The organism is Cupriavidus sp. 207A1, assembly GCF_057798955.1.
Map to the genome: position 1 here is coordinate 60437 of NZ_JBYOJO010000019.1, position 20363 is coordinate 80799.

Annotated in this window: 18 protein-coding genes; 9 read left to right on the forward strand and 9 right to left on the reverse strand. The window is 69.3% G+C overall.

From position 1 onward, the window contains the following. The first annotated feature begins 34 nt into the window (after positions 1-34). The 7 genes from AC3FMM_RS27520 to AC3FMM_RS27550 all read left to right on the forward strand — a co-directional run bounded on the left by AC3FMM_RS27520 (position 35) and on the right by AC3FMM_RS27550 (position 8054). Positions 35-508 (forward strand): chemotaxis protein CheW, encoded by a 474-nt coding sequence (locus tag AC3FMM_RS27520; protein ID WP_115683445.1) that lies wholly within the window; start codon positions 35-37, stop codon positions 506-508. After that, the gene (locus AC3FMM_RS27525; RefSeq protein ID WP_488687746.1) at positions 505-1800 is read left to right on the forward strand and encodes a CheR family methyltransferase; all 1296 of its coding nucleotides are present in this window, start codon (positions 505-507) and stop codon (positions 1798-1800) included. Before AC3FMM_RS27520 ends, AC3FMM_RS27525 begins: the two co-directional genes overlap by 4 nt. After that, entirely contained in the window at positions 1793-2503 is a 711-nt protein-coding gene (locus AC3FMM_RS27530; protein ID WP_116314106.1) for a chemotaxis protein CheW, read from the forward strand. Before AC3FMM_RS27525 ends, AC3FMM_RS27530 begins: the two co-directional genes overlap by 8 nt. Next, positions 2500-4821 carry a hybrid sensor histidine kinase/response regulator gene (locus tag AC3FMM_RS27535; RefSeq protein WP_414248660.1) on the forward strand — a complete coding sequence of 774 codons (2322 nt, stop codon included), beginning with the start codon at positions 2500-2502 and terminating at the stop codon, positions 4819-4821. Before AC3FMM_RS27530 ends, AC3FMM_RS27535 begins: the two co-directional genes overlap by 4 nt. Continuing rightward, a complete protein-coding gene (locus AC3FMM_RS27540; protein WP_116314104.1) occupies positions 4818-5855 on the forward strand; it encodes a chemotaxis response regulator protein-glutamate methylesterase in 1038 nt (345 codons plus the stop codon). The genes AC3FMM_RS27535 and AC3FMM_RS27540 overlap by 4 nt, the downstream gene beginning before the upstream one ends. A gap of 53 nt (positions 5856-5908) precedes the next feature. Then, on the forward strand, positions 5909-6934 hold the full coding sequence (locus AC3FMM_RS27545; RefSeq protein ID WP_488687747.1) for a diguanylate cyclase: 1026 nt from the start codon (positions 5909-5911) through the stop codon (positions 6932-6934). A 337-nt stretch (positions 6935-7271) separates the two neighbouring features. Beyond that, positions 7272-8054 carry a DUF4397 domain-containing protein gene (locus AC3FMM_RS27550; RefSeq protein WP_115683450.1) on the forward strand — a complete coding sequence of 261 codons (783 nt, stop codon included), beginning with the start codon at positions 7272-7274 and terminating at the stop codon, positions 8052-8054. Positions 8055-8128: 74 nt separating this feature from the next. On the opposite strand, the gene AC3FMM_RS27555 is transcribed toward AC3FMM_RS27550, so the two are convergent. From AC3FMM_RS27555 to AC3FMM_RS27570, 4 genes are all read right to left on the reverse strand, one after another. Continuing rightward, complete coding sequence (locus AC3FMM_RS27555) at positions 8129-8455, reverse strand: helix-turn-helix transcriptional regulator (protein ID WP_115713724.1); 327 nt, start codon at positions 8453-8455, stop codon at positions 8129-8131. A gap of 220 nt (positions 8456-8675) precedes the next feature. Continuing rightward, the gene (locus AC3FMM_RS27560) at positions 8676-10178 is read right to left on the reverse strand and encodes a tripartite tricarboxylate transporter permease (RefSeq protein ID WP_092310851.1); all 1503 of its coding nucleotides are present in this window, start codon (positions 10176-10178) and stop codon (positions 8676-8678) included. Between the two features lie 13 nt (positions 10179-10191). Beyond that, positions 10192-10653 (reverse strand): tripartite tricarboxylate transporter TctB family protein, encoded by a 462-nt coding sequence (locus tag AC3FMM_RS27565; RefSeq protein ID WP_115713725.1) that lies wholly within the window; start codon positions 10651-10653, stop codon positions 10192-10194. A gap of 434 nt (positions 10654-11087) precedes the next feature. Beyond that, positions 11088-12578 (reverse strand): MATE family efflux transporter, encoded by a 1491-nt coding sequence (locus AC3FMM_RS27570; RefSeq protein WP_488687748.1) that lies wholly within the window; start codon positions 12576-12578, stop codon positions 11088-11090. A 297-nt stretch (positions 12579-12875) separates the two neighbouring features. Between AC3FMM_RS27570 and AC3FMM_RS27575 the strand changes: the two genes are divergently transcribed. Beyond that, on the forward strand, positions 12876-13670 hold the full coding sequence (locus AC3FMM_RS27575) for an MHYT domain-containing protein (RefSeq protein WP_115713727.1): 795 nt from the start codon (positions 12876-12878) through the stop codon (positions 13668-13670). Between the two features lie 138 nt (positions 13671-13808). After that, positions 13809-15236 carry an NAD-dependent succinate-semialdehyde dehydrogenase gene (locus AC3FMM_RS27580; protein WP_018008347.1) on the forward strand — a complete coding sequence of 476 codons (1428 nt, stop codon included), beginning with the start codon at positions 13809-13811 and terminating at the stop codon, positions 15234-15236. Between the two features lie 66 nt (positions 15237-15302). On the opposite strand, the gene AC3FMM_RS27585 is transcribed toward AC3FMM_RS27580, so the two are convergent. Genes AC3FMM_RS27585 through AC3FMM_RS27605 form a run of 5 tightly spaced genes read right to left on the reverse strand, consistent with a single transcriptional unit; the run spans position 15303 to position 20187 of the window. Next, complete coding sequence (locus tag AC3FMM_RS27585) at positions 15303-15677, reverse strand: cytochrome C oxidase subunit IV family protein (RefSeq protein WP_111516868.1); 375 nt, start codon at positions 15675-15677, stop codon at positions 15303-15305. Positions 15678-15685: 8 nt separating this feature from the next. Further along, a complete protein-coding gene (locus AC3FMM_RS27590) occupies positions 15686-16393 on the reverse strand; it encodes a heme-copper oxidase subunit III family protein (RefSeq protein WP_115683456.1) in 708 nt (235 codons plus the stop codon). 23 nt (positions 16394-16416) lie between these two features. Continuing rightward, the gene (locus AC3FMM_RS27595; RefSeq protein WP_115713728.1) at positions 16417-17064 is read right to left on the reverse strand and encodes a cytochrome c oxidase subunit 3 family protein; all 648 of its coding nucleotides are present in this window, start codon (positions 17062-17064) and stop codon (positions 16417-16419) included. Further along, positions 17061-18818: a cytochrome c oxidase subunit I gene (gene ctaD / locus AC3FMM_RS27600; RefSeq protein ID WP_115713729.1), complete on the reverse strand. Its 1758-nt coding sequence runs from the start codon at positions 18816-18818 to the stop codon at positions 17061-17063. Before ctaD ends, AC3FMM_RS27595 begins: the two co-directional genes overlap by 4 nt. 10 nt (positions 18819-18828) lie before the next feature. Continuing rightward, positions 18829-20187, reverse strand: coding sequence for a cytochrome c oxidase subunit II (locus AC3FMM_RS27605; protein WP_115713730.1), 1359 nt, complete (start codon positions 20185-20187; stop codon positions 18829-18831). Positions 20188-20363: the final 176 nt, after the last annotated feature.

The window sequence follows — 20363 nt, forward strand, 5'->3', positions numbered from 1 at the left end:
CCGGTTCCCGCACCGGCCGTTGCGCGCCACCGCCATGAAACTCTTCCTGCTGTTCCGCCTCGGCGCCGACCACTACGCGCTCGATGCCGCCGAGGTGGCCGAGGTGCTGCCGCTGACGCGCCTGAAGCAGATTCCCGGCGCGCCGGCGTGGGTGGCGGGACTGATGCAGCGGCGCGGCCAGCCGGTGCCAGTGGTCGACCTGCCCGCGCTCGCCACCGGCGTGCCCGCGGCGCTGCGCACCAGCACGCGCACGGTGCTGGTCCATTACCGCCGCGCTGAAAGCGAGCCGGTGCGGCTGCTCGGCCTGCGCCTGGAGGCGGCCACCCAGACCCTGCGCTGCCCGGCGGAATCGTTCGTCGATGCCGGCATCGCCGGCGCCAGCCCGCGCTATCTCGGTCCGGTGCGGCATGACGCGCGCGGGCTGGTGCAATGGGTCAGGGTCGGCGCGCTGCTGCCGGACGACGTCCACGCCATGCTGTTCGCCGACGCTGCCGGGGAGCCCGCGTGAGCACCGCCGCGCATATCGAAGCGCTGCTCAAGGCCCGCATCGGGCTCGATGCCGGCGCCATCGGCAGCGGTGCGGTGGCGCGCGCCGTGCGCGAGCGCCAGCAGGCGCGGCAGGCGCCCGATACCGAGGCCTACTGGCAGCTGCTGCAGGGCACCGCCGACGAATTCCAGGCGCTGATCGAGGCCGTGGTGGTGCCCGAGACCTGGTTCTTCCGGCATCGCGAGGCCTTGCTGGCGCTGGGCCGCTTTGCCGCGGAGCGCGCCTTTGCCGACGGCAGGCGCACGCTGCGGCTGCTGAGCCTGCCCTGCTCCACCGGCGAAGAGCCGTATTCGATCGCCATGGCGCTGCTCGACGCGGGCGTGCCGCCGGGGCGCTTCTATATTGACGCGGTCGACATCAGCGCATGCGCGCTGGCGCGCGCGCGCCAGGCGCAATACGGCCCCAATGCCTTCCGCAGCGCGCCGCTCGACTTCCGCGACCGCTATTTCACCGCCACGCCCACGGGCTATGTGCTGGACCCGCGCGTGCGCGCGCAGGTGCGGCTGCTGCAGGGCAACCTGGTCGAGCCCGGCCTGCTGGCGGGCGAAGCGCCCTATGACTTCGTGTTCTGCCGCAACCTGCTGATCTACTTCGACGCCGCCGGCCAACGCCAGGCGGTGCAGACGCTGGTGCGCCTGACCATGGCCGACGGCCTGCTCTTCGTCGGGCCGGCCGAGGCCAGCGTGCTGAGCGCGCAGGGGCTGGAGCCGGTCGGCATCCCGCTGTCCTTTGCCTTCCGCAAGCCAGCGGCAGCAGTGCCGCGCGCCCGGGCCCCGTCCCAGCCGCCGGTCCACGCCGCCCAGCCGCCGCGCATGGCCGCGCCGCCGCGGCTGCCGCGCCCGCCCGTGACCATGCGTCCACCGGCGGTGCGCGCGCCCGCGCCGGCCGCAGCACCGGCCGCAAGGCCTGTGGCCGGCGCGCATGCCGACGCGCTCGCCGCCATCGCGGCCATGGCCGACCGCGGCGAACTGGACGCGGCCACCGCCGCCTGCCTGGCGCTCCTCGACCGTGCCGCGCCCGATGCCGATGGCAGCGCCTTGGCCGATGCCTATGGCATGCTCGGCGTGCTGCACGACGCCGCCGGCCGCACCGCCCAGGCGCACGCGGCCTACCGCAAGGCGCTATACCTGGATCCGTCGCACCAGGAAAGCCTCTATCACCTGGCCGCGCTGCTCGACACCGAAGGCGACCACGACGGCGCCACCCGCCTGCGCCAGCGCGCGCAGCGCCACACCCGCAAGCACCATGGCTGAGACCCAGGCCCATCCCTTTGCCACCGTGGTGCGCGCCGCGGGCGTGGACGACTGCTGGCGGCGCATCGGCGTGCGCGGCGACGGCAGCTGCCCGGCGCTGGCCGAGCACGCGCACTGCCGCAACTGCCCCACCTACGCGCAGGCCGCCGCGATGTTGCTGGACGCGCAGCAACTGGACCAGGCCCTGCAGGAACTGCCGGATGCCGCCGCCGACAGCGCCGACGACAGCGGCGACGACAATGCCCAGGACGCCAACGCGCTGGCATGCCTGGTGTTCCGCATCGGCGAGGAATGGCTGGCGCTGCCCACCGCCGCGCTGGGCGAAGTCACCGCGCCAAGCCCGGTGCATTCGCTGCCCCACCGGCGCGACGCCGCGGTGCTGGGGCTGGCCGCGGTGCGCGGCAACCTGCTGGCCTGCCTGTCGCTGGCGCACCTGTTCGACACGGGCGCGGCCCAGGCCGAGCCCGATGCCGCGGGCAGCCGTTTCCTGATCCTCGGACAAGGCCGCGCCGCGATCGCCCTGCCGGTGGCCGAGATCGCCGGCATCGTGCGTGTGCGGCGCGCCGCGTTGCAGCCGCTGCCCGCCACGCTGGCACGGGGCTCGGCCCGCTATACGCAGGCGCTGTTCGTCGACCAGGGCCGCAGCGTCGGCCTGCTCGACGCCGCGCAAGTCCGCCAGGCGCTGGCACGGAGCCTGGCATGAACCCCGAACAACTGCGCGACGCCTCGCTGCTGGAACTGTTTGCACTCGAGGCCGACGCCCAGGCCGAGATCCTCAATGCCGGCCTGCTGGCGCTGGAGCGCTCCCCCGGCGCGTCCGGGCAGCTGGAGGCGTGCATGCGCGCGGCCCACTCGCTCAAGGGCGCGGCCCGCATCGTCGGCCTCGATGGCGGCGTGCGGCTGGCGCATGCGATGGAAGACTGCCTGGTCGCCGCGCAGGGCGGCATGCCGCTCGCCGCCGCGCATATCGATGCGCTGCTGCAGGGCACCGACCTGCTGCTGCGCATCGGCCATCCGCCCGGCGGCGACCCGGACTGGTCCGAGCAGGCCGGCCGGGCCGAGATCGACGCGGTGATACAACGGCTGAGTTCGCTCGACGGCGGCGGCGCGCCGGCACAGCCCGCGGCAGCGGACGCGCCCGCATCCGTGGCGGCGCCGGTCCGCACCCCTGCCCCGCCGCTTCCGCCCGAGCCTGAAGCGGCACCATCGGCACCATCGGCACCGATGGCCGCGCACGCCGCCGACGGCCCCGAGCGCATGCTGCGCATCAATGCCGATGCGCTGGACCAGTTGCTGGCGCTGTCGGGCGAGGCCATGGTCGAATCGCACTGGCTGCGGCCCTTCGGCGCATCGCTGCAAAAGGCGCGGCGCCAGCAGGCGCGCGCGCTGCGCGCGGCCGACACGCTGCAGCAGGCCCTGCGCGAAACGCAGGATGGCGACGGCGCGCATGCCTTGTCTGCAGCCTACGCGGCGCTGGCCGAACTGCGCCAGCTGCTCGACGATGGCCACCAGCAACTGGCGGCGCGGCTGGACGAGTTCGAGCAGTACGACCATCGCGCCACGCGGCTGGCGCGCCGGCTCTACGACAGCGCGCTGGCCTCGCGCATGCGCCCGCTGTCCGACGGCCTGGCCGGCTACGCGCGCATGGTGCGCGACCTGGGCCGCGCGCTGGGCAAGTCCGTGCACCTGGAACTGTCCGGCGCCGGCACGCAGGTAGACCGCGACATCCTCGAGGCGCTCGACGCGCCGCTGGCCCATCTGCTGCGCAATGCCGTCGACCATGGCATCGAGGCGCCGGCGGTGCGCGCGGCGCAGGGCAAGCCGCCCGAGGGCGTTGTCACGCTGCACGCGCGCCACAACGCCGGCCGGCTGCAGATCGAGATCTCCGATGACGGCGCGGGGGTCGACCTGGATGCGCTGCGGCGTGCCATCGTGCGGCGGCGGCTGGCCTCCGAGGACACGGCGGCGCGGCTGTCGCAGGCCGAGCTGCTCGACTTCCTGCTGCTGCCCGGCTTCAGCATGCGCGACACCGTCTCCGAAGTCTCCGGGCGCGGCGTCGGCCTCGACGCGGTGCAGGAGATGGTGCGGCGCGTGCGCGGCAGCCTGCGCCTGACGCAGCAGCCTGGCCACGGCCTGCACTTCAGCCTGGAACTGCCGCTGACGCTGTCGGTGGTGCGCACGCTGCTGGTGGACGTGGCCGGCGAAGCCTATGCCTTCCCGCTGGGCCGCGTGCTGCGCGCCACCTCGGTGGCGCGCGGCGAGATCGAACAGACCGAAGGCCACCAGCATTTCCGCCACGAGGGCCGCGCCATCGGCCTGGTCAGCGCGGCGCAGGTGCTGCAGCGGGCCGGCGCCGACGCCGCGCCGGCCAGCGAGCAGGTCCCGGTGGTGGTCATCGGCGAGGGCGAGCGCACCTATGGCATCGCGGTCGACCGCATGCTGGGCGAACGCCTGCTGGTGGTGCAGCCGTTGCCGGCGGCCCTGGGCAAGATCCGCGACATTGCCGCCGGCAGCCTGACCGACGACGGCACGCCGGTGCTGATCTTCGATGTCGAGGACATGATCCGCTCGGTCGAGAAGCTGGTCTCCGAAGGCCGCATCGAAGGCGTGCGCCAGGGCGCGGCGGCGAGCGTGCAGGCGCGCGCGCGCCGGGTGCTGGTGGTGGACGATTCGCTGACCGTGCGCGAACTGCAGCGCAAGCTGCTGGCCGGGCGCGGCTATGACGTGACGGTGGCGGTCGACGGCATGGACGGCTGGAACGTGCTGCGCGCCGAAGCTTTCGACCTGGTCATCACCGACATCGACATGCCGCGCATGGACGGCATCGAGCTGGTGCGCAGGATCCGCCAGGACGCCGCGCTGCGCCAGCTGCCGGTGATGGTGGTGTCGTACAAGGACCGCGAACAGGACCGCCAGCGCGGCCTCGAGGCCGGCGCGGACTATTATCTGGCCAAGGGCAGTTTCCACGACGCCGCGTTGCTCGACGCGGTCCAGGACCTGATCGGCGAGGCACGTCCATGAAAATCGGCATCGTCAATGATTCCGCGCTCGCGGTGGCCGCGCTGCGCCGCGCGCTGGCGCTGGATCCGTCGTTCGAGATCGCATGGATCGCCGGCGACGGCGCCCAGGCGGTGCAGATGGCCGCGCACCAGACCCCGGACCTGATCCTGATGGACCTGCTGATGCCGGTCATGGACGGGGTCGAGGCCACGCGCCGGATCATGGCCGCCACGCCGTGCGCCATCGTGGTGGTGACCATGGACCTGGGCCGCAACGCCACGCAGGTCTTCGACGCCATGGGCCATGGCGCCATCGACGCGGTCGACACCCCCACGCTGGCCGAGGCCGACGCGCAGCTTGCCGCCGGGCCGCTGCTGCGCAAGCTGCGCAATATCGCGCGCCTGCTGGCCGGCCGGGTAGCACCGCAGCATGCACTGGCGGTGGCACCGCGCGCCGTCAGCGCGGCGCGGCTGGTGGCGATCGGCGCCTCGGCCGGCGGCCCGGCCGCACTGGCAGCGCTGCTGGGCGCGCTGCCGGCGGACTTCGGGGCCGCGGTGGTCACGGTGCAGCATGTCGACGAGGCCTTCGCCGCCGGCATGGCCGAGTGGCTCGACGGACAGTGCGCGCTGCCGGTGCGCATTGCGCGCGCCGGCGAGACTCCGCAGGCCGGCACCGTGCTGCTGGCCGGCACCAACGACCACCTGCGCCTGTCCAGCCCGAGCCGGCTGGCCTACACCGAACAACCCTGCGATTACCTTTACCGCCCCTCCATCGATGTGTTTTTCGAAAGCGTGGTGGAACACTGGCGCGGCGACGTGATTGGCGTGCTGCTCACCGGCATGGGGCGCGACGGCGCGCTGGGCCTGAAGGCGATGCGCGACCGTGGCTTCCTGACCATCGCCCAGGACCGCGCCACCAGCGCCGTGTACGGCATGCCCAAGGCCGCCGCCGCGCTCGGCGCCGCCGCCGAGATCCTGCCGCTGCCGCGCATCGCGCCGCGGCTGGTGCAGGCGTGCGGCCCGGCGGCACTGACCTGGCCTGCGCCGCCCGCCTGAAAGAATGCAACCGGTCCCAGGCCGTGCCGGGACCGCGAGAACAGGAATTGAACATGCAACCCGAATCCTCCAACCCCGCCGGCATGCCCGCCGCGGCCGACAAGCAAGAGTACCTGGCCATGGTGCTGCTGGTGGACGACCAGGCCATGGTCGGCGAAGCGGTGCGCCGCGCGCTCGCCACCGAGCCCGATATCGACTTCCACTACTGCTCGCAGCCCGATGAAGCGGTGGCGGTGGCGCAGCGCACCAAGCCCACGGTGATCCTGCAGGACCTGGTGATGCCGGGCGTGGACGGGCTGACGCTGGTGCAGCGCTACCGCGACAACCCGGCCACGCGTGATATCCCGATCATCGTGCTGTCGACCAAGGAAGAAGCCGCGACCAAGGGCGCGGCCTTTGCCGCCGGCGCCAACGACTACCTGGTCAAGCTGCCCGACAGCATCGAGCTGATCGCGCGCATCCGCTACCACTCGCGCTCGTACCTGAACCAGCTGCAGCGCGACGAAGCCTACCGCGCGCTGCGCCAGAGCCAGCAGCAATTGCTGGAGACCAACCTGGAGCTGCAGCGCCTGACCAACTCGGACGGGTTGACTGGCTTGTCCAACCGACGCTATTTCGACGAATACCTCGGCGCGGAATGGCGCCGGGCGCTGCGCGAGCAGACCGAGCTGGCGCTGCTGATGATCGATGTCGACGCCTTCAAGGCCTACAACGACACCTATGGCCACGTCGCCGGCGACGACGTGCTGCGCCGCGTCGCCGCGGTGATCCGCGACAATTGCGCGCGCGCCACTGACCTGCCTGCACGCTTCGGCGGCGAGGAGTTCGCCATGGTGCTGCCGGGCACCTCGCCCGGCAGCGTGCGGCTGCTGGCCGAAAAGGTGCGGCGCGCGGTGCAGGGGCTGGCCATCGCCCACAGCGGCTCGCCCGCACTCGACTGCGTCACCGTCAGTATCGGCGGTGCGGTGCTGGTGCCACAGCCCGACGCGCAGCCAAGTCAGCTGGTGAAAGCGGCCGATGCGGGCCTGTACCGGGCCAAGCGCAATGGCCGCAATCAGGTCATGATGTCGCAAGCCTGAGCCGCGGCCAACGCTGCGGGCAACCGCGCGGCAACAACCGGTTACACATCTGCGCAGGGGACAGGACGGCGCGCGGCCCCGCCCTGTCGCGCCGCCGCGCTCGCGCTGCCAAGGCACGCCGCCAGCAAGCTCCGCGCAGGCATCACTTCCTGTGGGAATCGTCCGACATTGAATTCGGAGCGTTGCGCCTGTCTGGCCCACCGGTTCAAACCTATCGTTGCATCACGGCAAGCGTGATCCCGCGCCTGCATACCAGATAGCAACTGGCCACGCGGCCGCCGCGATCCGCGCCGGCATGGGCCAGCTCGTCTCTGACTCCAACAGCAAGAGGTGACCCATGCTTCGATCCAAGACCCTTTTCCTCGGCCTGGCGCTGGCCGCGACCGCGGTGCTGACAGCGTGCGGCGGCGGCGATGACGGCATCGACGACCGCATCGGCCTGAGCAAGCCGAGCGTGCGCGTGATCCACGCCGTCACCGGCGGCCCCAATGTCGACGTGCTGCAGAACGGCTCGCTCACCAGCATGGTCAACAAGCCCTACAAGTTCGTCTCGACCTACTTCAACGTTGAAACCGGCAACCAGCTGATCTCGTTCAACGCTGCCGGCACGCAGACCGAACTGGCCCGCGGCAGCCTGGTGGCGGCCACCGGCCACAAGTACACCGTGGTGGCGGTGCCGGGTGCGTCGGTCGCGGAAACGGTGACGATCGACGATCCGTTCGGCAAGGGCCTGCTGTCGAACAAGGCGCGCGTGCGCTCGCTGAACGCCTCGTTCAATGCGCAGAACATCGACATCTACGTGACCCTGCCCGCGATCGACCTGAACTCGGTCGCGCCGACCTTCGCCGCGGTGGGCTACAAGCAGGCCTCGCCGGCATCGGGCCAGGATTCGATCGACCTGGACGGCAACACCACCTACCGCCTGCGCATCACGCCGGCCGGCTCCAAGACCGTGATCTTCGACTCGGGCGCCTTGACGCTGGCCAATAACGCCGACTGGCTGATCACCACCATCCCGTCGGACGGCATCGCCGGCCTGACGCCTAACAAGATCAAGGTGCTGGTGGCGCGCGGCGACGACGAGTCGCAAGCCGGCCTGGAGCTGGTGACGACGCAATAACCGCTGTCGCGGTTGCCCGTGGCAGGCGGGCATCATGCGCGGAGGCCGGTCCGGAGGGACCGGCCTCTTTTTTCTTAAGGTTGGGCGTCGCGCCGCGCCGGCGTTTCGTCGCCCGGCTCCAGCTCCGCCTTCAGCACAGCCAGGTGCGAGATATACGACTCCAGTTCGGCCCGCCCCTGCGCGGTGATGCAATACACGCGGCCGCTGCCTTCGACCAGCTCGGCAGTGATGGCGCGGGCCATCATCAGGCTGCGCAGGATCGGCCGCAGCGAGCGGATGTTCTTGTCGATGCCGCGCTCGCGCAGCCGGTCGACCAGGCTGAGCACCGTCGACGGGCTCGACTGGACCAGCTTGAGCACATAGATTCTGGAGAAAAACCGGTCAAGGGTAGGCGGTTTCATGGGCGCTGTCGGCGCACCCGATGGTGCGGAAATCCTGATCATCATGCGCAGCCCATGACTGCTGCCGCAGTCGGGCACTCTCTGGGAAACAGGGCGGGCGGACGCGCGGCGCGCGCCGCGCCCGCGAAAGAAAACGGGGTGCGCGAAGGCACCCCGAAAGCTTGCGTTGCTTGCGCCGGCCGCTTGCCGGGCCGGCGCCATTCCGGGGCGCTCGCTGGCGCTAGTCTTCCTGGAACGCTTCCTCGCGCTTGGCCTTGATCGACGGCAGCGCCACCACCGCCACCAGCGCGGCGGCCGCGATCAGCAGGCCCACCGACAGCGGCCGGGTCACGAACACGCTGAAGTCGCCACGCGACAGCAGCAGCGTGCGGCGGAAGTTCTCTTCCATCATCGGCCCCAGTACGAAGCCGAGCAGCAGCGGCGCCGGTTCGCACTTCAGCTTCAGGAACAGGTAGCCGATCACGCCGAAGCCCGCGGCCATGAACACGTCGAAGGTCTGGTTGTTGACCGAGTACACGCCGATGCCACAGAACACCAGGATCGCCGGGTACAGGAAGCGGTACGGCACGGTCAGCAGCTTCACCCAGATGCCGATCATCGGCAGGTTCAGGATGATCAGCATCAGGTTGCCGATCCACATCGAGGCGATCAGGCCCCAGAACAGCGACGGGTTGCTGGTCATCACCTGCGGGCCGGGCTGGATATTGTGGATGGTCATCGCCCCCACCATCAGCGCCATCACCGCATTGGGCGGAATGCCCAGCGTCAGCAGCGGGATGAACGAGGTCTGCGCCGCGGCGTTGTTGGCCGATTCCGGACCCGCCACGCCTTCGATCGCGCCCTTGCCGAACTCATGCGCATTCTTGGAAGTCTTCTTCTCCAGCGAGTACGCCGCGAACGAAGCCAGCGAGGCACCGCCGCCAGGCAGGATGCCCAGCGCCGAGCCCAGCGCCGTGCCGCGCAGCACGGCCGGGATCATGCGCTTGAAGTCTTCCCTGGTCGGGAACAGGTTGGTGACCTTGTTGGTGAAGGTCTCGCGGGCTTCCTTCTGCTCCAGGTTGGCAATGATCTCGGCAAAGCCAAACATGCCCATCGCCAGCGCGACGAAGTCGATGCCGTCGGTCAGCTCCGGCACATCGAACGAGAAGCGCGCGGCGCCCGAGTTCACGTCGGTGCCGATCAGGCCCAGCAGCAGGCCCAGCACGATCATCGCGATGGCCTTGGGCAGCGAGCCGGAGGCCAGCACCACGGCGCCGATCAGGCCCAGCACCATCAGCGAGAAATACTCGGCGGGGCCGAACTTGAAGGCGATTTCCGACAGCGGCGTGGCAAACGCGGCCAGGATCAGCGTGGCGACGCAGCCGGCGAAGAACGAGCCCAGGCCGGCGGTGGCCAGCGCCACCCCTGCCCTTCCTCGCCTTGCCATCTGGTAGCCGTCGATGGTGGTCACCACCGACGACGATTCGCCCGGCAGGTTCACCAGGATGGCGGTGGTCGAGCCGCCGTACTGCGCGCCGTAGTAGATGCCGGCCAGCATGATCAGCGCGGCCACCGGCGGCAGCGTATAGGTGATCGGCAACAGCATGGCGATGGTGGCCAGCGGTCCCAGGCCCGGCAGCACACCGATCAGCGTGCCCAGCACGCAACCGAGGAAGGCGTAGGCCAGGTTCTGCAGCGACAGCGCGGTCGAAAAACCCAGCGCGAGGTGTTCAAACAATTCCATGATGCGGCGCTCCTTAACCGGTGATGAAGGCCGGCCACACCGGCATCTGCAGGTTGATGCCGTACACGAAGGCGCCCAGGCTGATCAGCACCAGCACCACCGCGTTGAGCAGCGCGCCCTTCCAGCTGAACTCGTGGCTGGCCATCGACGACACCAGCACCAGCACGAACACCGACAGCACCATGCCCAGCGGCTTGAGCAGCAGGCCGAACAGCACCACCGAGCCGAGGATCCACAGCAAGGTCTTCAGGTCCCAGCGGGCCAGGTGGTCCTGCTCGCCCTTGGGCGACAGCGAGGCCAGCAGCACCACCGCCCCCAGCACCGCGAGCACCAGGCCCAGCAGGAATGGAAAGTATCCGGGTCCCATCTTGGCGGCCGTCCCCATGGAATAGCCGCGAGCGACCCAGGAAAAGCCCAGCCCGACCAGAATGAACATCAGGCCGGAGGCAAAGTCCTTTTGGCTGCGTATGCGCAAAACGATTCTCCTCAAAGTTCACGAAATGCCGTGCCGGGGGCGCACTGGCTCAGGCGCAACAGACATGCAAGCGGGCATGCTTCCCGACGGTTGACCCGAACCTTAGAGACGTGATCTTTCAGGTGCCTTTCATTTGTCCTGTTTTAGGGGTATTTACCAATGAACCCTTAAAACAAGGCAAAGCCGGCGATGATGCACGCGCAAATGCATCACGTTGTGATGTAATTTGACGCAAGAAATACGAAGGGAAAGTCGACAGGAACGTCAGACGAAACAAGACGGCGCGCGCCCTTGCATCAACGCAGGGCGCGGCCGCAAAGACGCGTGCCGATGCCCTGGCGGCAGGGCACGCGTGTGCTGGGAAGGAGTGTCAGCGATGACACGATGACACATCGATCTTTCGGAAGGCTTTCAATGCGGGGCTCGCGGGGCAATCAGCGCGCGGCCTCGGCCGTTGGCCTGGCGCTGCTGGCCGCATCGACGACCTCGCCTGCGTCTTCGCAGGGTGTGCCCATGCTGGTATCGGGCGCCTGCCCCACAGCCTCTGCCGGATGCGGCGCGACGGGCAGGATCTGGCTGCCGCGCCAGTTGCCGAAGCGGTAGTAGCCAAGCGCCAGCGCCAGCGACACCACCGAGCCGAGCGGAAAGCTCCACCAGATCGCGTCGGCGCCGAGGCGCGGGCGCAGCGCCCAGGCGAACGGCAGCCGGATCACCCACATCGACAGGAACAGGATCACCAGCGGCGCCATCACCGCGCCGGTGGCGCGCACCGTGCCGAAGATGACGATGGTGAAGCCGAACAGGACGAACGACCACAGCACCACCACGTTGATATGCTGCGCGATGCCGATGGCGACGCCGTCGGTGCCGAGGAACAGCCCCAGCGAATGGCGATTGAACAGGTAGATCAGCGCCACCAGCGCGCCGGTCATGGCGACGTTGAACAGCAGCCCCATGCGCGTGACGCGCGCCACGCGCTGCCACAGCCCGGCGCCGACGTTCTGCGCCACCATCGACGACACGCTCGCGCCCACCGCCAGCGCGGGCATCTGCACATAGGTCCACAGCTGCGACGCCACGCCATAGGCGGCAGTGGTCTGCGAGCCATAGGCGTTGACCAGCGCCATCATCACGATGGCGGACGACGAGATCACCACCATCTGCAGGCCCATCGGCAGGCCCTTGACCACCAGCGCGCGCAGGATCGCCGGGTCCGGCACCAGCAGCGCCAGCTGGCCGCGATGCAGCAGCAGGAAATGCCGGCGCCGGTACAGCAGCGCCATCATCGCCGCCAGGCTCGCCAGCTGGGCGATCAGCGTGGCCAGCGCCGAGCCGGCGATGCCCATGGCGGGAATCGGCCCCACGCCGAAGATCAGCACCGGGTTGAGCACCACGTCCAGCACCACCGACAGCAGCATGAACCAGAACGGCGTGCGCGAATCGCCGGCGCCGCGCAGCGTCATCATCACGAAGTTGTAGAAGTACATGAACGGCAGCGCCAGGAAGATGATGCGCAGGTAGGCCACTGCCAGCGGCGCGGCATCGGGCGGAGTCCGCATCGCCGCGAGGATGTCGGCGGTGTAGAAGTAGCCGAGCGCGGACGCCAGCACCGACAGCGCGACGAAGAAGGTGGTGCTGGTGCCGACCACGCGGCGCGCCTGGTCCACGTCGCGCGCGCCGACGGCCTGGCCGATCATGATGGTGTTGGCCATGCTGATGCCGAACACCACGCCCAGCAGGAAGAACAGGATGATGTTGGCGTTGGAGGTGGCGGTCAGCGCGGCCTCGCCCAGGAAGCGCCCGACCCAGACCGAATTGATCGAGGCGTTCAGCGACTGCAGGATGTTGCTGCCTAGCACCGGCAGCGAGAACAGCAGCAAGGTCCGGCCGATCGGGCCGGTGGTCAGTCTGGCATCGGGCTTCATGGGGCGTCGCGCGAGGGAAATCCGCCCAGTCTATTCCTGCCCCCCGGCGGCCTACAAGCGTGCCGCGGCGTCCGCACCGCCGCCAGCGCCCGCCGGCCGCGGCGCCTCGCCCGCCTTTTTACCTGAATGAGTTATTTCCGGCCGATGGCCGGCGACGCATACTCCGGCTGGGACCAGCGCGTCCCGGGCCGGCTGCCGGACGGGGTTATCCGGGATTATCCGGGATTATCCGGGCTTATCCGGATCGATCCGGCATGCGAGCGCCTTCCGCCGCAGTCAAAACAAGGAGGTGGGGTCATGTTTGTCGGTTTCGAGCCTGTTGCCGGCGCCCTGGTGCCGTTTGCCTATGACTGGCCGATGGTGGGCCTGTCGTTCCTGATCTCGGTGTGCGGCGCCTACGTCGGCCTGCGCTGGTCGCGCCGGGTGCGCCAGCCCGACGGGCGCCTGGACGTCGACCGGCTGCTGTGCGCCAGCGTGGCGCTGGGCGGCGGCGCGGTCTGGTCGATGCACTTCATCGGCATGGTGGCCTACCAGACCCCGACCCATCGCGAGTTCGGGCTGTTCACCACGCTGGCCTCGCTGCTGGTGGTGATGGTGCTGGCCGGGGCCGGCCTGGCGATCGCGTCGCGGCCGCGCGGCAGCCGCAGCGCCAACGTGGTCCAGGGCGGCGTGCTGACCGGGCTGGGCGTGGTGGCGATGCACTACACCGGCATGGCCGCGATCCGTTCCAACACCCGCTTCGACTGGGATCTCGCCATCATTGGCTTGTCGGTGGTGATCGCGGTGGTGGTGTCGGTGGTGGCGCTGTGGCTTGCCACCACGGTGAAGACCAGCGGCAAGCAGCTGGCGGCGGCCGTGGTGATGGGCGTGGCGGTCTGCGGCATGCACTACACCGGCATGTCGGCCGGCACCATGATCTGCACCAGCCCGTCCTACGCGCCCAGCCTGTTTGCGATCGAGGGCGACAGCATCGGCTATGCGGTGTTCGGGCTGAGCCTGATCACGCTGCTGGTGATCCTGGTGGTGGAAGCCACGCGCACCGGCGCCGTGGCCGCCCCCGCCGCGATGGCACGCACGCGCGACCCCGCCTGACACCGGGCTCACGGGCCGGACGCTGACGGCCCGGCGGGCCCGTTCCCGCACATTCCTGGCAGGCCCCCACCCGGCGCGCTGCATGAACGCGGCGGCCGGGTTAAGCTTGCGCTTTCACCGCCCACCAGGAGAACACGCATGTACCAGGATCTCGCCCTCTATATCGACGGAGAATTCATCAAGGGAGGCGACCGGCGCGAGCAGGAGGTCATCAACCCGGCCACGCAGGAAGTGCTGGGCCAGCTGCCGCACGCCACGCGCGCCGACCTGGACCGCGCCCTGGCCGCCGCGCAGCGCGCCTTCGAAAGCTGGAAGAAGACCTCGCCGCTGGAGCGCGGCAAGATCCTGCGCCGCGTCGGCGAACTCGCGCGCGAGCGCGCCCGCGACATCGGCCGCAATATCACGCTGGACCAGGGCAAGCCGCTGGCCGAGGCGGTCGGCGAGATCATGGTCTGCGCCGAGCACGCCGACTGGCACGCCGAGGAATGCCGCCGCATCTACGGCCGCGTGATCCCGCCGCGCCAGCCCAATGTGCGCCAGCTGGTGGTGCGCGAGCCGATCGGCGTCTGCGCCGCGTTCACCCCCTGGAACTTCCCCTTCAACCAGGCCATCCGCAAGATCGTCGCCGCGGTGGGCGCGGGCTGCACGCTGATCCTGAAGGGCCCCGAGGACTCGCCCAGCGCGGTGGTGGCGCTGGCGCAGCTGTTCCACGACGCCGGCCTGCCGCCGGGCGTGCTCAACATCGTCTGGGGCGTGCCGTCCGAGGTCTCGACCTACCTGATCGAATCGCCGATCGTGCGCAAGATCTCGTTCACCGGCTCGGTGCCGGTGGGCAAGCAGCTGGCAGCGCTGGCCGGCGCGCACATGAAGCGCGTCACCATGGAGCTGGGCGGGCATTCGCCGGTGCTGGTGTTCGACGATGCCGACATCGACCCGGCCGCCGAGATGCTGGCGCGCTTCAAGCTGCGCAATGCCGGCCAGGTATGCGTGTCGCCCACGCGCTTCTACGTCCAGGAGAAGGCCTATGACCGCTTCCTGGCACGCTTCACCGAGGTGATCGGCTCGATCAAGGTCGGCAACGGCCTCGAGGACGGCACCCAGATGGGCCCGCTGGCGCACGAGCGCCGCGTGCTGTCGATGGAGCAGTTCCTGGACGATGCCAGCCAGCGCGGCGGCAAGGTGGTGGCGGGCGGCTCGCGCCTGGGCGACAAGGGTTACTTCTTCGCGCCGACCGTGGTCACCGACCTGCCCGACGACGCGCGCCTGATGACCGACGAGCCCTTCGGCCCGGTGGCGCCGGTGACGCGCTTCAAGGACACCGCCGAGGTGCTGCGCCGCGCCAACAGCCTGCCCTACGGCCTGGCGTCCTACGTGTTCACCAACTCGCTGAAGACCGCGACCGAGGTGTCCAACGGCCTCGAAGCCGGCATGGTCAACATCAACCACTTCGGCATGGCGCTGGCTGAAACCCCGTTCGGCGGCATCAAGGACTCGGGCATCGGCAGCGAAGGCGGCCTGGAGACCTTCGACGGCTACCTGGTGACCAAGTTCATCACCCAGGTCTGAGCGCCCGGGGGCGGGGCAAGGCGGCCTGCCGCCGGCGCCCTCCCCGGGGCCGGCGGCGCCTCCCCGTCAGCGGAAGAAGATGCCGCGCGTCAGGAACGTATGATTCGCTTCTTCCGCCATCAGCCACACCAGCACCAGCAGGCACAGCGGCGGGATCAGGATGGCGCAGATCAGCGCCATGCGCTCCCATGCCATGTGCATGAACACCGCCACGATCAGCCCCGCCTTCAGGCTCATGAACAGCAGGATCAGGGTCCAGCGCAGGTAGCCGCTGACATGGAAGTAATCGACCATGTAGGACAGCGCGGACAGCACGAACAGCAGCAGCCAGATCTTCAGGTACAGCCCGATCGGATGCTGCTGGCCGTGGTGCGCGGCGTCCGCACCAGTGGCATGCGGGGGCGTTGCCGGCGCCGCGGGGGTTGCAGGGTTCGATGCCATGGCCACTCTCACCAGAGATAGAACAGCGCAAAGATAAACACCCACACCAGGTCGACGAAGTGCCAGTACAGCCCGGCGATCTCGACGATCTGGTAGTTGCCGGTGGCCTCATAGCGCCCGCGCAGCACGCGCATGGCCACCACCAGCAGGTAGATCACGCCGCACGACACGTGCAGGCCGTGGAAGCCCGTGATCATGAAGAAGGTCGAGCCGAACTGCGCCGCCCCCATCGGGTTGCCCCAGGGCCGCACGCCCTCGTCGACGATCAGCTTGGTCCATTCGAACGCCTGCATGCCGACGAACAGCGCGCCGAAGGCCGCGGTGACGAACATCAGCGTCGCGCATTCGCGCCGCGCGCGCCGGTAGGCGAAGTTGACCGCCATCGCCATGGTGCCGCTGCTGGTGATCAGCACGAAGGTCATGATGGCGATCAGCAGCAGCGGGATGTCGGCGCCGCCCACGTGCAGCGCGAACACCTCGCTCGGGTTGGGCCACGGCACCGTGGTCGACATGCGCACGGTCATGTAGCCGGTCAGGAAGCAGCTGAAGACGAAGGTGTCGGACAGCAGGAAGATCCACATCATCGCCTTGCCCCACGACACCTTGAAGGCCTGCTGGTCCGACGACCAGTCGGCCAGCATGCCGCGCACGCCGCCCACCGGCGGCGCGGGCGCCACGCCGGGGGTTGCCGAGGGTGAAGACAGTTGCGTCGACATGCCGGTCCTCCTTGCCGCCGGCGCTAGGCCGTGCCGCAGATATAGCGCACCAGTTCGGGCGTGAGCCATCCCAGCGCCGCCAGCAGCACCGCCCACACCGCCAGCAGGAAATGCCAGTAGCGCGCGCACAGCCGCAGGCGCAGCACCGCGGCCGCGCCGCTGCCGCGCGCCGTCATGGCAAAGCCCCAGCCCGCCAGGCCGCCCAGCACGTGCAGCCCGTGCATCGCGGTCAGCAGGTAGAAGAAGCTGCCGGCCGGATTGCCGGCCGGCATCACCTGCATCGCGCCCAGCGCCTGCCACGCCCACAGCTGCGAAGCGACGAAAGCGGCCGCCCCCAGCCCACCCAGGCGCAGCGCGCGCCGGGCCGCGGCCATCTCGCCCCGGCCCGCGGCGCGCGAGGCCACCGCCATCGCCACGCTGCCCGCGGCCAGCAGCGCGGTCGACAGCCATACCTGCCACGGCAGCGCGATGCGGTGCCAGTCCGGGCTGTCCATGCGCAGCGCATAGGCGGTCAGGAACAGCGCGAACAGCGACGTGACCACGCCCATGAACACCCACAGGCCGATGCTGGCCGGCGCGCGGCGCTGCGGGTGTCGGTTGGCGGCGTTCTCGCCCGAAGGGTTGCCGCCGAAGTCGTCGCGGCTGACCTTGTAGACGGCGTCGGCGTTCATGCTACGGCTCCGCGGCTGGCGTGCGGTTCAGGCTCGGCGCCGCCTTCTTCGGGCGGCGCGTTCTGCGCGATAAAGTCTTCACGCGCGCCCGGCACGCTGTAGGCATAGGCCCAGCGGTACACCACCGGCAGGTGCGGGCCCCAGTTGCCGTGCGCCGGCGGCGTCTGCGGCGTCTGCCATTCCAGCGAGGCTGCGCGCCACGGGTTGCCGTCGGCCTTGCGCCCGTGCCGCAGGCTCCAGAACAGGTTGAAGACAAAGATCAGCTGCGCCGTGGCAACGACGAACGCCGCCACCGAGATATACATGTTCATCACGTGCGCCGATTCCGGGATAAAGGCGTAGTTCTCCCAGGCGTAGTAGCGCCGCGGCATGCCCAGCACGCCCAGGTAGTGCATCGGGAAGAAGATGGCATAGGTGCCGACGAAGGTCACCCAGAAGTGGATGCTGCCCATGGTGTCGTTCAGCATCCGCCCGGTCACCTTGGGATACCAGTGGTAGAGCCCGCCGAATACCACCAGGATCGGCGACACGCCCATCACCATGTGGAAGTGCGCCACCACGAAGTAGGTATTCGACAGCGGGATGTCGACGCTGACGTTGCCCAGGAACAGCCCGGTCAGCCCGCCGATGATGAAGGTGCTGATGAAGGCGATCGCGAACAGCATCGGCACGGTGAAGTGGATATCGCCGCGCCATAGCGTGATGACCCAGTTGTAGACCTTGATCGCGGTCGGGATCGCGATGATCAGCGTGGTGGTGGCGAAGAAGAAGCCGAAGTACGGGTTCATGCCGCTGACGAACATATGGTGCGCCCACACCACCACCGACAGCACGCCGATCGCCAGGATCGCCCAGACCATGGTGCGGTAGCCGAAGATGCTCTTGCGCGAATGCACGCTGATCAGGTCCGAGACGATGCCGAAGGCCGGCAGCGCGACGATATAGACCTCGGGGTGGCCGAAGAACCAGAACAGGTGCTGGAACAGCAGCGGGCTGCCGCCCTTGTACTGCAGCTGCTGCCCCATCGACACCATTGCCGGCATGAAGAAGCTGGTGCCCATGGTCTTGTCGAGCAGCATCATCACCGCCGACACGAACAGCGCCGGGAACGCCAGCAGCGCCAGGATGGTCGCCATGAAGATACCCCACACCGACAGCGGCATGCGCAGCAGCGTCATGCCTTCGGTGCGCGCCTGCAGCACGGTGGTGACGTAGTTGAGCCCGCCCATCGTCGCGGCGACGATGAAGATCGCCAGCGACACCAGCATCAGGATGATGCCCCAGTCGTGCCCCGGCGTGCCGGGCAGGATGGCCTGCGGCGGATACAGCGTCCAGCCCGCGCCGGTGGGTCCGCCCGGCACGAAGAAGCTGGCCAGCAGCACGATCACCGAGAGCAGGTAGACCCAGAAGCTGAGCATGTTGAGGAAGGGGAACACCATGTCGCGCGCCCCCACCATCAGCGGGATCAGGTAGTTGCCGAAGCCGCCCAGGAACAGCGCGGTCAGCAGGTAGATCACCATGATCATGCCGTGCATGGTGACGAACTGGTAGTAGCGGTTGGCGTCGATGAACTCGAAGCGGCCGGGGAAGCCCAGCTGCATGCGCATCAGGTTGGACAGCGCCACGCCCACCAGGCCGACCACGATCGCCACGATGGTGTATTGCACGGCGATGACCTTGTGGTCCTGGCTCCAGACATAGCGCGTCCAGAAGCTCTGCGGCGCGTGATGGGCGGCGTCATCGGCGTAGGCCATGCAGGTCTCCTTACTGGCGCGGCGGCGCGGGCGCGGCCGTGGGCGGCACCGCGACGGCCGTCGAAGTCGTATAGCTGCCGGACGCGGCGCCGGCCGTGGCCGCGGGCGCTGCCGAACCGGCCGCCGCCGTGGTCGCGGCGCTGGTGGTGGCGGCCGCGCCGGGCGGGACGTCGGCCGGCGCCACCGGCGCCACCATGCCGGCGTCCGCCGCGCCGCTGCCGACCGACTTGATATACGCGGTCAGCGCCGCGACCTCGTCGTCGCTGACCGGCACCTTTGGCATCACCGGGCCATAGCCCTTGACCAGCCGCGCATGCGGGTCCGCAATCTCCTTGTGCAGGAAGGCATCGTCCACCCTGGCGCTGCTGCCGTCGGCAAAAGTCTCGGTCTTGCCGTACAGGCCCTTCCAGGTCGGCCCCACGCCCGGATTGCCATCGATGCTGTGGCAGCCGACGCAGCCCTTGCTCTGCGCCAGCGCGCGGCCCTTCTCGATGGTGCCGGCCGCACCCGCCGCACCAGGCGCGGCCGCGGCCATCGCAGCAGGCGGCGCCGCGGCCTTCGCCAGCGTCATGGCAAAGGTCTGCTGCTTCGCCAGCCACGCCTCGAACGCGGCCGGCTCTTCCACCACCACCGTGCCGCGCATGTTGTAATGCCCCACGCCGCACAGCTGCGCGCACAGGATGTCGAAGCGTCCCGCCTGCGTCGGCGTGAACCAGAACGAAGTCACCATGCCCGGCACCATGTTCATGCGCGCGCGGAACGGCGGCACGTAGAAGTCATGCAGCACGTCCTTGGAACGCAGCAGCACCTTGACCGGCTGGTTCAGCGGCAGGTGCACCTCAGGGCCGACGATGACGACGTTGTCGAGCCCGCGCGGATCGTCCGGGTCCAGCCCGAGCGGATTGGCGCCGGTGACGAAGCGCGCGTCCGACGCGCCCAGCTGCCCGCTCTTGCCGGGAAAGCGGAACGCCCACGACCATTGCTGCCCGACCACTTCCATCACCATCGCCTCGCGCGGCGGGCGCACGTAGTCGGCGTAGACGAACAAACCCGGCGCCAGCAGCAGGATCACGCCCAGCGTGGTGCCGCCGATCAGCCACAGTTCAAGCCTGCTGTTTTCGGGGTGGTAGGACGCGCGGTGGCCGCTGCCGCCGTTGGGATGCGGCGCATCATGGCGAAAGCGCCAGACGATGTAGCCAACGAACAGGTTGATGCCGATAAAGAAGATGCCGGTGATGACCAGGGTAATGGTCAGCGTGTCGTCCATCTGTTTCCAGTTGGACGCCAGCGGCGTTGCCCACCACGGGCTCAGGAAATGAAAGAGCACCGATGCGGCAACCATGACGACGAGTGCGATGGCCATCGCCATATCCACCCTCCTCCTCGCGCGCGGCGAGGGATGCGCAAGTCACGCAGGTAGAGATAAGACTAGTGCATGCCGTCAGGTCACTGCAAGGCGACACGCCGGGGCATTGGTGTCGCAATGCACAAGTGCGCCGCACAAGGAAAAAGCGGCGGGGGGGGCCCCGGGGGGCCCCCCCCCCC

What these genes read in the sequence shown, in the direction of transcription:
- AC3FMM_RS27580 (WP_018008347.1), top strand. Translation starts at nt 13,809, where the DNA reads ATGTACCAGGATCTCGCCCTCTATATCGACGGAGAATTCATCAAGGGA.
- AC3FMM_RS27545 (WP_488687747.1), top strand. Translation starts at nt 5,909, where the DNA reads ATGCAACCCGAATCCTCCAACCCCGCCGGCATGCCCGCCGCGGCCGAC.
- AC3FMM_RS27585 (WP_111516868.1), bottom strand. Translation starts at nt 15,677, where the DNA reads ATGGCATCGAACCCTGCAACCCCCGCGGCGCCGGCAACGCCCCCGCAT.
- AC3FMM_RS27575 (WP_115713727.1), top strand. Translation starts at nt 12,876, where the DNA reads ATGTTTGTCGGTTTCGAGCCTGTTGCCGGCGCCCTGGTGCCGTTTGCC.
- AC3FMM_RS27550 (WP_115683450.1), top strand. Translation starts at nt 7,272, where the DNA reads ATGCTTCGATCCAAGACCCTTTTCCTCGGCCTGGCGCTGGCCGCGACC.
- AC3FMM_RS27590 (WP_115683456.1), bottom strand. Translation starts at nt 16,393, where the DNA reads ATGTCGACGCAACTGTCTTCACCCTCGGCAACCCCCGGCGTGGCGCCC.
- AC3FMM_RS27560 (WP_092310851.1), bottom strand. Translation starts at nt 10,178, where the DNA reads ATGGAATTGTTTGAACACCTCGCGCTGGGTTTTTCGACCGCGCTGTCG.
- AC3FMM_RS27570 (WP_488687748.1), bottom strand. Translation starts at nt 12,578, where the DNA reads ATGAAGCCCGATGCCAGACTGACCACCGGCCCGATCGGCCGGACCTTG.
- AC3FMM_RS27530 (WP_116314106.1), top strand. Translation starts at nt 1,793, where the DNA reads ATGGCTGAGACCCAGGCCCATCCCTTTGCCACCGTGGTGCGCGCCGCG.
- AC3FMM_RS27535 (WP_414248660.1), top strand. Translation starts at nt 2,500, where the DNA reads ATGAACCCCGAACAACTGCGCGACGCCTCGCTGCTGGAACTGTTTGCA.
- AC3FMM_RS27605 (WP_115713730.1), bottom strand. Translation starts at nt 20,187, where the DNA reads ATGGCGATGGCCATCGCACTCGTCGTCATGGTTGCCGCATCGGTGCTC.
- AC3FMM_RS27520 (WP_115683445.1), top strand. Translation starts at nt 35, where the DNA reads ATGAAACTCTTCCTGCTGTTCCGCCTCGGCGCCGACCACTACGCGCTC.
- AC3FMM_RS27555 (WP_115713724.1), bottom strand. Translation starts at nt 8,455, where the DNA reads ATGAAACCGCCTACCCTTGACCGGTTTTTCTCCAGAATCTATGTGCTC.
- AC3FMM_RS27595 (WP_115713728.1), bottom strand. Translation starts at nt 17,064, where the DNA reads ATGAACGCCGACGCCGTCTACAAGGTCAGCCGCGACGACTTCGGCGGC.
- AC3FMM_RS27540 (WP_116314104.1), top strand. Translation starts at nt 4,818, where the DNA reads ATGAAAATCGGCATCGTCAATGATTCCGCGCTCGCGGTGGCCGCGCTG.
- ctaD (WP_115713729.1), bottom strand. Translation starts at nt 18,818, where the DNA reads ATGGCCTACGCCGATGACGCCGCCCATCACGCGCCGCAGAGCTTCTGG.